Genomic DNA, 12,300 nt, shown 5'->3' with positions numbered 1-12,300 from the left:
GTGCCGGTTCATGCGTTGTCGGTGGGGTCTATGCGGAGGGAGACACCGGGTCTCAGGACGGCGAGCCGGTCGGCGTAGATCAGTGCCGCGCTGCCGTCCGCGGTGCGAAGGCCGATGGTGGAGACGCCTCCACTGCGGAGGTACGACGCGTCGGTGTCCGGGTAGACGTAGGTGAACCCGCCCGCCTCGTCGAGGATCGCCTGGAAGGTGACCCTGCTGTTCGTGTCGGTGTGGTGCCGCACGTCGCGCCACTCCACCACGTACTGCCGGTTCGGTGCAGTGCCGCGAACCGCGGTGCGGATACTGGACTGGCTGTCGGCCTCCCAGTCACCGCGGAACGGCAGCAGCGCGGCCCCGGCGAAGTCGAGCGTGCCCCCGGTGCCGACTGCCATGCTGTTGTAGCTCTGCCCGTAGGCCTGCACCGCGAACGGCAGTTCCACCGTGCTCGAAGTGTTGTATCCGCCGGTCAGGACGGAATCGGCGCCGAGCGCGGTATAGGCGGTGTCGGTCTCGGTCAGCGTGTAGCCGGTTCCCTGGGCGGTCGCCTGGAGGGTGATGTCGACAGCCGCCATCGGCTCACCGATCAACACCGTCCTGGTCACTGTTCCTGCACATTCGCCGGAGGGCACAGTGACGAGCAGTGTCTGGGTCTTCGCGGGAACGTCGCCGATGAAGTAGCCACCGTCGGAGGAGGTCGTCAGGCTCTGCCCGCCGACCGATACGACAGCGCCGTCGACCGGCTGGCCGGCGCAGGTGATCGTGCCGTTGACGTACCCCGCCTCAGTGATCTTCGGGGTGAATTTCACGCCGAGTCCGTTGTCAAGCAGATCGGCACTGAACAGGTACTGGAAGGCGGTCGTCCCGCCGGGGTTCTCGACACCGACGGTGCCTTCGGCGCCGCGCTCGACCGGGTTGTCGTCGATGCCGGCGTAGGCGAAGGTGGCGGTTCCGCTCTCGCTGAAGATGATTTCGAAGGAGGTACGGACCTCGTCGTTGCCGTACGACGCCACGTTGCGCCATTCGACGATCCATTGCCGGTTCGGTGCGGTGCCACTGGTCTTGGTGGCGATGGCCGCGGAGGAGTCGACAACCCAGTCGTGCCAGAACGGATAGAGCGCGGCGTTCGGGGTGCCGTCCTCGGCTTCGGCCGGGATCGCGGTCGCGTCCGAGCTGGTCGCACCTTCCGGGCCGACAGTAAGGAAGCCGTTGCTGCTGATCCAGGGAGTGGTGGTGGACTCGCCGTACACCGAGATCGGGAACGGCGCGGTCGTCTGCCAGGCCGCGTCGTCGCCGGTCCACCCGGCCTGCACGGTGTCAGCGTCGGTGAACGTCTGTGCGGTGACGGTGCAGGTGTAGTAGGGGTCGGCATCGTTGTTGATCGACAGGTCGGTCTTCGCGTCGGCCCGGGACTTGTAGACCTCGGCGGTCGCGTACTGGCCGAGGCAACCGGCGTTGACGGCGGAGGCGAACACGTAGTAGGCGCCGGGCGTGATGCCGGTGAACTGGTAGGTGCCGTCCGGCGCGGTGGTGGTGGTCTGCCCGCCGGGGTTGAGGGTGATCGTTCGGCCGGCGATCGGCTCGGTGGTGACCGCCTCGGTGAGCACGCCGGTGATGACACCGGAGGCCGCTGGGGTGTAGGTGATCGAGCTGTTGGCGGTCAGCGCCGGTTCCCACTCGGAGTAGTAGGACGTGGTGCGGAAGGAGATCGCCACCATGCCGACCGTGGAGGTGCTGCCCTTCTGCACGTCACTGGTCATCGCCCCGTAGTGGTAGGCGACCCGGCCGTCCTCGTGCAGCACTGCCTGGAACGTGGTCCGGTCGGTGGTGCCGACGAACTGGGCGTTGCGCCATTCGATCACGAACGACCGGTTCGGTGCGGTACCCCGTGACGCGGTGAGCACACTTGCCTGGTCGTCGATGTGCAGGTCACTCCAGAGCGGGGTCAGGTAGCCACCGCCGACACCCACCCATCCGTTGGTGGAGACCGTCGCGTAGGTGTGCGACCGTCCGTAGAACGGCATCGAGAACGGCAGGGAGACGCTGGTCTCGACGTCGTCACCGGTCAGCCCGGTGACGGTGTCGGCTGCCACGTACCCGGAGGCACCGACGGAGCAGGCGTAGCCCATCAGCCCGTAGTCGGCACCGTACTGGAGGTTCTGCACGACATCGGCGGCCAGGTCGACGACCGCTTCCGCCTTCGTCGCGCAGCGGCCACCCTGCGAGGTGGTGACGGTGTAGCTGTCGGCGATCAAACCGTAGAACGTGTACGACCCGTCGGCGGTGCTGGTCGTGCTCAGGCCGCCCGGGTTCACCGTCACGGTTGCCCCAGCCACCGCCGCACCGGTCGCACTGGTGACCTTGCCGGTCAGGTCGTGGACGTCGAACGCGGTGGTGTTCTCGTCGGCGATCACGACCGCGGTGCCGTTGGCCAGCACAGGGTCACCGGCGGAATAGGAGAACCCGACGTCACCGACCGGCGACTCGGTTCCAACCAGCGCATGGTCGCCTTGTTCGGCGGCGTTGTCGAGCCCCGAGTAGTTGGTGGTCATCGCGCCGTCCGCGCCGATGGCCACCGAGAAGCTGAGCCGCTGGTTGGTGTCGCCCTTGCGGTGCACGTTGTTCCACTCGATCAGCACCTGCTGGGTGGCACCGGTCCCGCTGACGGCAGTCCGCACGCTCGCCGACGCGTCGACCACCAGATCGTCCCAGAACGGCGCGATCAACCCGCCGTTCGGCGCGTCCGCCGAGCCCAGCTGCCGATTACCGGTGTTCGGGTAGGACACACAGGTGGTGGCGCTGAAGACGATCAGGCCGTTGGTATCGACGCACAGGTCCTGGAAGGCGTTGCCGTAGAAGGGGAAGCTGAACGGCAGGGTCACCTTGGTGGACGCGTCGTCGCCGGTCAACGCCAGCACCGTGGTGCCGGTGGCGAACGTCGCGGTACGCACCGTGCACAGGTAGCCGGCGGCGTCCTTGATCCGGTACAGAACGATCTTCAGGTCGGCGCCGGTCTTATCGACCAGTTTCGGCTGGCTGCCCGCCGAGCCGCACCGCCCAGCGGCAGTGGCCCGGACGATGTAGTTGCCGGTCACCACTTCAGGGAAGTCATAGGCACCGGTAGCGTCGGTCTCTGTGGTGTAGGCGGCCGCGCCGCCGGTGCTCGGTGTCATCACGACCACGGCGTTCTCGATGAACTTGCCACCCTCGTCGGTGACCCAGCCGTGCAGGCTGGCCGGCGCGACGACCACGAACGTCCGCTGGTCCAGCGGACCGCGGCGGATGGCGTCTTCGGCCGCGAAGTACAGAACCCGGTCACCGCGAAGGGTTCCCACCTCGATGGTGGCCGTCGCGGTCCCGCCGGTGGCGGCAGGAGTAGCGGTCTCGGCAAGGCCGTCGTCGCCCACGCTGTACCGGAACTTGGTGACATTGGTGTCGCCGCCCGCGTCGAAGGTGACCGTCATAGTGCTGTTGGCGGACACTTCGGCTCCGTTGAGAAGGCTGATCCCCGGCTGCAGCGGCGCCGCCTCGGCGACGATCGCCTCGGTAGCCGCGACGGTGCTGTGGATGTGCACGTCGTCGAGCAGGCCGTTGAGATATCCGTCGCCCGAGCCATTCCACATGCGCTTACCGAGTACGACCGGGCCGGTGGCGTTGAATCCACCTGTCAGTGTCGCGGTCGTGGTCTGTGCGGCCCCGTCGACGTACAACGTGAGTTTCTTAGTGGAGGCGTCGTAGGTACCGGCCAGATGAGTCCACTTGCCGGCGGTCGGTGCCACGTTGGAGTACGCCGAATAGAGCGGGGGGCCCGCCACGTCGGTGCCGGCGATGGTGAACCGCCACTTGTTGGCCGGACCGTCATAGCCGAGTGTGAAGGCCGAGGCCAGGCTGCCATTGGCCGCGACCGCGATCTGCTGCCCGGTGACACCGGTGGTCGTGGCGAGCTTGACCCGGGCGGTCACGGTGAAGCTCGCGGTGGTGAGGACGGTGACCGCGGCGCCGGTACTGATGTTCGGGAAGGTGATCGGCCCGCTGGTGGTCGCCGACCGCGCGGAGGTGCCGTTGAACGCCAGGGCGTTGCCGTCATTGCCGCGGCCCGCGACCCGGGTGCCGCCGGTCAGGGTCAGGGTGTTGCCATGGCCGGTGGTGTCGGCCGCGGTCGCGGTGTTCTCCGCGTCGTCGAAGTCCCAGGCGGCGGCCGGCCCGGAGCCGTTCAGCACGGTGAACGTATAGGTGACCTGCGCCGACACGTGGCCGGCCCGGTCCTTCGACCAGACCCGGAGTGTCTTGATGCCGTCGGTCTTGGGGGTCAGCTTGATCGATCCGGTGAAATCGGTGGCGTTGACCGGGACCGTCCCAGCATCCGTCTTCACGCCGCCGTCGAGGGTCCACGCGTAGGACGCGATGTCCTTCTTCCGGGCGAGGGCCTGGGCCGCGGTGAGACCGGGCAGCACCGGAGCGGCGATCGCGAACGTGCCGAGATAACCGACCCCGCCGCTCGGCTTCGTCGATGAATAATCCTCCGAGCTCAACCCGCCAGGTGCCGGCGGCGGGGTGGCATCCACGGTGAACTCGCAGGTCTTCTCCGACCCAGCCGTCATGACGTCGGCCGCGGTGGCGGAGGCGCGATCTCTGGTGGTCGCGTTCCAGCCGTAGGTGGCCCCGTCGACGAGCGTCGGCAGAGTAGCGGTCACTGCCACACCGTTCCCGCCCGCCTTCGTCACCGTGCTCTTACTGGCGGGGGTGGCGGTGTTCCAGTAGGAGAAGACCGTCGTGAGTTCGGCTTCCTTGTCGACGTCGGCCTGCTTGCCCGACACCGTGACTCCGGTCGTCTTCGTCACGTAGGGGCGGCTGGTACCGGTCTTGCAGTTGTCGAGTCCGTTCGTCTTCTGCTCGGTGAGCGCGGACGGCCTGCTGTTGTACGTGACGTTCAGGCGCGCCGTCGACGGCTTGTACCGCTTCCACTGATTCTTCGTCGACTCGTCGATCGCCTTCATGCCGAACGTGACGGTGCTGTCCGCGTCACTGACCATCTTCGTCACGTCGAACTCGACGGCGCCGACGCCCAGGCACCCGTGCACCGCACCGTACTTACGGTCGGCCAGCGCCGTCGCGTACTTGCCCCAGCCCGTGGGTGGGTTGTTCCAGGTCGTCGCGGACGAGATGCCGGTACCCATCCGCCACACCCGGGCGTTGCTCTTCGGATTACACGTCCACGACCAACGCTGTTCGATGGCGAACTCAGCCTTGCTGACCGCACCCTTCACCTTGGTCAGGTCCATCCGGAAGAACGACCGGATGATGTGGTCCGCACACCCCACACAGTCCGCGGTCCGGCCGACACCCGCAGCACCGGTGTAGGACGCGTCGGTCAACGCCGTCGTGTTCTTCCAGAACGACTTCGTCGGGTACTTACTCCACACCGACGTCCACGCCCCACCCGACATCGTCCCAGTCACCATCGGGTCGATGTACACCGGGAACTCGGTCCGCGGATCCGCCAGCATCGCCTGATCCGGAGCGATGGTGACCGACTCTGCGTCGACCTTGACCGGCATCACCGCCTGCCGGGCCCGGCCACCCGGGGTGTCCTCCCCCGACGGATTCAGATCCCGCGGTGGCATCTGCGGCGCCGCGACCTCCTGCCGCTCCGTCGACTTCGACGAGTCCCACATCAACGGTGCCGGCGACGCGAAAACCTCCGCACCGGCCGCGTCATGAGCGCTCAGCCCACCGGCGGCGCTCTTGCGAACCGCGATGCCCTTGGTGTCCAGACCGAACGTCAGCGACGCCAGATCCGGGTTCGCCGCCGCGTTCCGGGTCCGGACCACCAGCACCTCGGAGAACCCGGTGGCCGTAGCGGTCACCTGCAGATCAACACCCGCAAAGACGTTCGGGTAGATCGCGGTGTCACCCGTGAGCTTCGGCTTCGGCAACGCGGTCGGCCACCGCAGAGCCAACTCCCGGTCGCCGTCAACGAGCCGGCCCACCAGGGTGTCCCCACCGTTGGAGAAGACCATCGGCAGAACGGCCGCCTTCGGCACCACCCCCGCCGAGGTACGTTTCAACGTCGTGTCCACCGGCACCCATGAGGTTCCCTCACGTGCCCGCTGCGGCTCGACACTCTGCTCGAGTGTCCGCGACCCGTCGGTATTGGCGAACACCTGCGAATACTCGGTCCGCTCCGACAGGATCTCCACGGCACGACCGCACACCGCGACCATCCGCTGGGCAGCCGCCTCGTCCGCCTGCTCCCGGACACACGCCACCGGCGCCGCCACGGCAGGCGCAGGAAGGCCCACGACCTGCAGTCCTGCACCTATCAGCCCTGCAGCGCAGAGCACCGCCAAACGCTGCGAAACCCGTCCCCGGACAGCAGCCATCATCGATCCCCCGCGCGTCCCCGTAACAGCCAGTCGATCGATGAATCTAAACGAGTGAGATCTTCGATGTAAAGTGCAGTTTCACGCTGCGCGCACAAGCCACTCCCCAGCGGAGCCATCCGGAGCACGAACCGGCGACCACCAGCCCACTCGCAGCGCGGCCCTGCCGACTGCCACTCACACTCATGCGCACCGACAAGGGAAAGTTGGGACGATATGCCGTTTTCCGAATCCAATGCACCAGATCTGGCGGCAAAGATTCGGGCCGCGTCGGCGTTATCCACCCGCGGCCGATACAAGCCTTCCGATACAGTGACGGCCCTTCATAATCTCGGAAGAGGATGCGGATGCGATTCAGGCAATTGATGGCCACGGGCGCGGCTGCACTCATGGTAGCGGCGGGAGTTGGCTGCTCCACGAACGGAGGCGGCAGAGCTTTTGCAACCCGTACACTCCCTTCCCTCGCCCCGATCCCGTCCGACCCGGCTCAGGCTCTCACTGCAGCGAAAGCGCGGCTGGGTACGGAGTCCGCCCGCTTCTCCCGAAAGATGAACTACGAGCCACTGGACCTCACCGGGATAGTGAACGCGCAGACCGGAAATTGGGAGATCCACGGCAAGGACTACGTCGTCCGCCGCGTCGGATTGGACCTCTACATCCGCGTCACCGGCGACAAACTTCACACAGTCCTGATGCCACAGGCCTCGGCCGATCACCTCGCTGCAGGAGGCTGGATCCGCTCCCCACTACCGCCTTTCCGCGAGGGCGCATCGATCTTCAACGATAATTTTCCGTGGAACCTGGCCAACCAGGCAACCCACGCCACGGCCGCCACCGCCGTTGGCAACCGTTCATTCGCGGGCACATACACCGTCGATGAGGCCGACAGCGGCCTGACGAGCACCAAAGAATATTCGGTTAGCGTCGACCTTGACGAGCAAGGCCGTTTCTCGGAGATTGCTCTTGCCGACGTGGGCCGGCCCGACCTCGGCGTGGTGACCACATTTTCGGACTTCGGCGTGTCGGCCGACATCACGGCGCCACCCACCAGCGAGGTAGTCGATCAGGACGATCTATCAATCCTGGTATTCCTCGAACTGAGCTGATCGGCGCCAGAACCGGCAACCAAACACCGCTTCAGCAGGAGATCCATTAGACCCGCTGAGCCCGATTCACCGCTAAATGCTGAAACGACGGCACCCTCGAAGGCCGAAAGCGCCTCTGCCCCGAAAGGAATAGGAGTTCTGACGCTTCCATCTCGCCGACCGCGATGGCACCTCGCAGGTGGGATGACGCTACGGCACGCCGGAAACGGCTGTGATATTCGATGACCCGAATCTGGTGTCGCCTGCCGGGCTGGTTCTCGGTCGATGCGCGTGCGCAGGAAGCTGACTTGATGTGGGTTGATCCATCGTTTGACAGGATCTGGTCGCCGAAACCGGAACCTCTCGAAGGGAGACAAGTCCGTCGGAGCCTCCCCGCGACACTGCGGCGCCACCGATCAAATCGAGAATTGCCGGTTCGCGGTGATGCTCGCCTACGCCGACCCGGCCGGTCACGCGTTCATCAGGCACCGCCACTACCTGCCGAGTCGCTGGACCAGCCATGCCAGCCGTTGCCGTGGAGCCCGGATCCCGGCCACGGCAGGGTCCGCCGCAAACTCGATCAAGCGATCGGGTTGCCGACCGAGGCGGCCGACGCGGGCGCGCCGTTCGGGTGGATCGTCATGGACGGCGATTACGGCCAGTACCCGCAGGTCCGCAACTGGCTGGCCACGCAGGGCCTGCCCTGTACAGTCGTGGCTCCATGACCTGCCCCTACGGCAGGTCAGCCCGGCACTCGATACTGATCCGACCGTCCGCACCAGCCCAATAGCCGGGCTGGGCGGCACCACCATCCAGGCAACCACTACGGAAGGTGACTGCGGCGGCGCACCCCCGTACACGATAATGGTGGTGAAACGTGAGCCTGGACGCATCCGGACGGCTGGCACGCGCCGAAGCCGACCGGACAAGCGCATACTCTCCGTCATGATCGCGGGGGAAGAGCACGTGGAATGGCCGGCCGACATGGACGAGTCGCTGACAGCGGACCTGACCAGCCGGCTGGTGAAGATCCGCCGGGCGCGACTGCTGCTCGCGCTCGCCGAGCACGGCCCGGGCTACGAGCGGGTCGAGGCCGGTGGCGCACTGCGGTACGTCACCGAGTTGGCCGGCGCCGATGGCACCGACCGGCAGTGGCTGTCCGGGTGGCTGGACACGAACGGGATGCCGGCCGAGGTGGACCGGGACGCCGCCGCCTGGTCACAGGTTCGGCGGGAGAGCGGCGCGACAGCGAACGCCGCCGCATCCCGGGCGATGGCCGCCGCCGACTTCGACAAGGCTCGCGGCCACCTCGACGACGCGTTCGCGTGCGGGTCGCTGACCAGCGCCGAATGGATGGCTCTGCACCAGTTCGTCCTGCGCCGCCACGCCGAGCACACGCCGGAGACGGCAGCGGCGGTCCGCGCGGTGGCGACCGCCGTACAGCCCGCGTGATCCAGCAGGAGGTCCGTTCTGAGTCGCGCCCGGTCCCGTGGCCGGGAGCGGCACGCCACGGCACCGCCCGGCTGATCGTCATGGGAACCGGCGTCGCGGCCGCGCCCAGACGCCGTCTCGTGGCCGGGGGCGCGAAGCCCGTCCGCGTGGTGAATACGGGCGTGCTGAGCGCCCCAAATCACCACACCCGTCGTGGAGCGTGGTGAATACGGGCGCGCTCAGCGCCCCAAATCACCACACCCGTCGTGGAGCGTGGTGAATACGGGCGTGCTCAGCGCCGCAAATCACCACACCCGTCGTGGCGTGTGGTGAATACGGGCGTGCTCAGCGCCCTGTCACCACACGGAGGCTGACCGCGAAACGTGTCCAGCCGGCCCGACGCGATGCTGATGATCTCCACCGCCGCGGACACCGCCTACGCTGAACGGCGTGCTGAACATCGAGTTGAACGGGCGGGTACCGTCGGACGTCGCCGAGATCCAGCGACTGGCGACCGTGAACTACGGGCACTACACCTCGATGCAGGTACGCGGCCGCGCGGTCCGCGGTCTGGCACTGCACCTGGCCCGGCTGTCCGACGGCAACGAGGAGTTCTTCGACTACCGGATGGGCATCGACGACGAGCAGCGGCTGCTCGGGCTCATCCGGCACGCGCTCGGAACCGAGACCGACGCCTCGGTACGGGTCGGTTTCGTCGCGCCACTCGCTCGCGGGGCGGCGCCGGACGTCCTGATCTCGGTGAGCGATCCGGTGGACGACACCGCCGGCCGGCCTCTCCACGTCCGGACCGACCACTATCAGCGGGACTGGCCGGCTCAGAAGAACGCGGCGACGATGGGATCCATGTACGCCGTTCGGCGCGCGCGCCTGGCCGGCTACGACGACGCGCTCTTCGTCGGCCCGGACAACCGGATCAGCGAGGGCACCACCTGGAACGTGGCGTTCTACGACGGCGACCGGGTGATCTGGCCGGAGGCGCCGATGCTCAAGGGCGTGACCATGGTGCTGTTGCAGCTGGCGCTGACCATGAACGGGACACCGTGGAGCATTCGCCCGGTCGACGCGGTCGAGTTGCCGCTGATGACCGGTGCGGCCACCGTCAACTCGATCTGCCCGGCCCAGCCCGTCGCCGGCATCGACGGCGTCCCCTTCCCCGCCACCGACAAACTGGTGTCACTGCTGCGGGACGCCGGGGAGTCGATCCCGTTCGACGACCTCTGACTCCCTGGTCATACCGGCCCGATCCGACACCGAGGACGGTCGCCGACCCGGGGTCCACCTGTCCGGCCGCCCGCCGCCGCGGCGTACGCCGGCTCGACGGCCCGGGCCCGGTCAGCGGCGACGGGCCAGGTAGGGCTGGGCGAACAGGTACATGCCGGACACCAGTAGCAGGGCCAGGGGCGGCAGGGGAAGGTAGGAGACCCAGACGACGGGCTCCTCACGGGTCAGGGCGACGACCGTGGCGACCACGGTCACCGTGAAAGTGATCGACAGCCAGCGGTGGCTCTGCCGGATCCAGTTCTTCCCCGTCATTGTCGTTCTCCCCGTCATCGTGTTTCTCCCCGGCTCGTGGGGCGATGAGGTCACGCTAGGGCTGGGGAGCCCGGTCCGGCTTCTCCGTTCCTGATCGATCAGTTCCCCGTCGGAGCCGGGCGCGTATCAGGGGCGTCAACAATCGGCCCGGCGCCGTCGACGATCCGTCATCGGTGGCATCGGCCGGGCGGCACCGGCGGCACGGTTGACCCGTGTACTTCTCCGCCCTCGGCGTCGGCGCCCTCGTTCTGGTCCTGCAACTCGTGCTGGCCCACCGATGCCGGAGCTCCCCGCACCGGGTTCTGCGGACGGCGGCCGCCTCGATCGCCGTTCTGATCAGTGTGCTGCTTCTGGAGAGCGGCCATCAGGCGCAGCGGCTGCGCCCACCGAAACACGAGTCGTTCGAGGCGCGGTCGCTGCGGGACCGGCCGGGAGCGACGACTCCGGCCGCGGGAACGGCGCTGCGCTGGCGCCTCATCACCGCCGCGAACGTCCACGCCCCGGACGGTAGAAGATGAAAGCGCGGTCACCCGACCATCAGGGGTAGGGCAGGACCGTCGTCGCCGTCTCGCCGTCGACGCGGACCTGATAGCCGGTGGGCGGGCCGGCCTGTCCCCACCGCACCCCGACCACCGTCGCCGAACCGGACCCCGCCGGCACCCGGCTGCCCGGCGGCAACGCCTCGAACACCTCGACCAGCACCGCGTCGAGGGTCTGCCGGGCGCCGTCGAGGGAGCCGCGCAGGCTCGTCGACCGCAGTTCCCGGCCGAGAGTGATCGCCGCGTCGCGGACCTGCCGGTCCGGGCGGGACTCCCCGGCGGTCAGGGCCGCGTCGATCCTCGGCCACAGCCGCCAGCGTTCCTCGTCGAGCAGGTGCCGGGCCGCCCGGTCGACCGCGGCGCAGGTGACGTCGACGGCGGTCTCCTCCCCCAGCTCGGCGGCCCAGGCCAACTCGTCGGCGGGCGGGAGCAGACTCGGCGTCTCGTGGACGACCGTCGCGTACAGCATCGCGAGGACCGTCTCGCGGCCGTCACCGTGATAGAGCGCACCGATCCCACCGGTGGCCCGCAGCGGCGGGAACCGCCGGGTGAGGTGGGCCGCACGGCCCAGCGGGAGGCCCGTCGCCAGCTGGGTGTCACTGACCCGTGCCCGGAACGTGCGTTGTTCGCGCGCAGCGAACATCCACGCCCGGTGCTCATCCTCGCCGATGGGAAAGGCCGGGCGCCGCGGGGCGGGCAATACCGGCTTCTCGGCCGTGAGCAGGCGCGCAGCGACCGAATAGGCCACGCCCAGCTCGGCCGCGAGGGCCCTGATCGCGCGCTTGCGAGCGCGGTCCGGCACAGCCTGCCGGTCACGGACTCCGCTCATGGTGTTCCTCCCGGCCTCATCCTAGGCCGGATCCGTTGTAATCTCGGGGAGCAGCGCGCCTGCACGAGCGTTGCGGGATCCCCCACGCGGTTCCCGCGCCAACGCCAAGAGGCTCCGACTCAGCGCACGCGACACCTGTCCGTTTCCGCACGTCCGTGTGCGTTTCCTGGTCGGGGGGCGTGGGGCTCCGCAGCGAGGACGTGAGTGTCGTGTTCGAACGGTTCACTGACCGTGCCCGCCGTGTTGTCGTCCTGGCTCAGGAAGAAGCCCGGATGCTCAACCACAACTACATCGGGACAGAGCACATCCTGCTCGGTCTGATCCACGAGGGTGAGGGCGTCGCTGCGAAGGCTCTGGAGAGCCTCGGCATCTCCCTGGAGAGCGTCCGGCAGCAGGTCGAGGAGATCATCGGTCAGGGGCAGCAGGCGCCGAGCGGGCACATCCCGTTCACGCCGCGCGCCAAGAAGGTGCTGGAGCTCTCC

8 protein-coding genes and 1 pseudogene are annotated in these 12,300 nt (G+C 67.9%); 6 read left to right on the top strand and 3 right to left on the bottom strand.

Annotation, left to right across the window (positions count from 1 at the left end; genetic code table 11):
• Positions 1–8 precede the first annotated feature (8 nt).
• The gene (locus WH85_RS33485) at positions 9–6,299 is read right to left on the bottom strand and encodes a carboxypeptidase regulatory-like domain-containing protein (protein WP_157411375.1); all 6,291 of its coding nucleotides are present in this window, start codon (positions 6,297–6,299) and stop codon (positions 9–11) included.
• Positions 6,300–6,928: 629 nt separating this feature from the next.
• Between WH85_RS33485 and WH85_RS33480 the strand changes: the two genes are divergently transcribed.
• From WH85_RS33480 to WH85_RS33470, 4 genes and pseudogenes are all read left to right on the top strand, one after another.
• Positions 6,929–7,486, top strand: coding sequence for a hypothetical protein (locus WH85_RS33480; RefSeq protein ID WP_045746092.1), 558 nt, complete (start codon positions 6,929–6,931; stop codon positions 7,484–7,486).
• A 297-nt stretch (positions 7,487–7,783) separates the two neighbouring features.
• Positions 7,784–8,020 (top strand): annotated as a pseudogene (locus WH85_RS54205) (transposase); the annotation flags it as partial.
• A gap of 390 nt (positions 8,021–8,410) precedes the next feature.
• Positions 8,411–8,917, top strand: a complete 507-nt coding sequence (locus tag WH85_RS53320; RefSeq protein ID WP_245674203.1) for a hypothetical protein — start codon at positions 8,411–8,413, stop codon at positions 8,915–8,917.
• 429 nt (positions 8,918–9,346) lie between these two features.
• Positions 9,347–10,138 carry an aminotransferase class IV gene (locus tag WH85_RS33470; RefSeq protein WP_045746090.1) on the top strand — a complete coding sequence of 264 codons (792 nt, stop codon included), beginning with the start codon at positions 9,347–9,349 and terminating at the stop codon, positions 10,136–10,138.
• Between the two features lie 111 nt (positions 10,139–10,249).
• Here WH85_RS33470 and WH85_RS33465 read toward each other — a convergent pair whose 3' ends face one another.
• The gene (locus tag WH85_RS33465) at positions 10,250–10,450 is read right to left on the bottom strand and encodes a hypothetical protein (RefSeq protein ID WP_045746089.1); all 201 of its coding nucleotides are present in this window, start codon (positions 10,448–10,450) and stop codon (positions 10,250–10,252) included.
• A 212-nt stretch (positions 10,451–10,662) separates the two neighbouring features.
• On the opposite strand from WH85_RS33465, the gene WH85_RS33460 reads away from it, so the two are divergent.
• Positions 10,663–10,968 carry a hypothetical protein gene (locus WH85_RS33460; protein ID WP_063775569.1) on the top strand — a complete coding sequence of 102 codons (306 nt, stop codon included), beginning with the start codon at positions 10,663–10,665 and terminating at the stop codon, positions 10,966–10,968.
• Between the two features lie 19 nt (positions 10,969–10,987).
• On the opposite strand, the gene WH85_RS33455 is transcribed toward WH85_RS33460, so the two are convergent.
• Positions 10,988–11,818, bottom strand: a complete 831-nt coding sequence (locus WH85_RS33455) for a hypothetical protein (RefSeq protein ID WP_157411374.1) — start codon at positions 11,816–11,818, stop codon at positions 10,988–10,990.
• A gap of 209 nt (positions 11,819–12,027) precedes the next feature.
• Between WH85_RS33455 and WH85_RS33450 the strand changes: the two genes are divergently transcribed.
• On the top strand, positions 12,028–12,300 hold a 273-nt coding region (locus WH85_RS33450; RefSeq protein WP_281179111.1), incomplete at its 3' end, for a Clp protease N-terminal domain-containing protein.

This window comes from Actinoplanes rectilineatus (genome assembly GCF_000962825.1).
GTDB classification, from domain to species: domain Bacteria; phylum Actinomycetota; class Actinomycetes; order Mycobacteriales; family Micromonosporaceae; genus Actinoplanes; species Actinoplanes rectilineatus.
Note: the sequence above shows the minus strand (reverse complement) of the source record. Positions and strands in the feature narration are given on the sequence as shown.

Excerpts from the sequence above, each read along its gene's own strand:
- WH85_RS33480 (WP_045746092.1), top strand. The coding sequence starts at position 6,929 with ATGAACTACGAGCCACTGGACCTCACCGGGATAGTGAACGCGCAGACC.
- WH85_RS53320 (WP_245674203.1), top strand. The coding sequence starts at position 8,411 with ATGATCGCGGGGGAAGAGCACGTGGAATGGCCGGCCGACATGGACGAG.
- WH85_RS33465 (WP_045746089.1), bottom strand. The coding sequence starts at position 10,450 with ATGACGGGGAAGAACTGGATCCGGCAGAGCCACCGCTGGCTGTCGATC.
- WH85_RS33455 (WP_157411374.1), bottom strand. The coding sequence starts at position 11,818 with ATGAGCGGAGTCCGTGACCGGCAGGCTGTGCCGGACCGCGCTCGCAAG.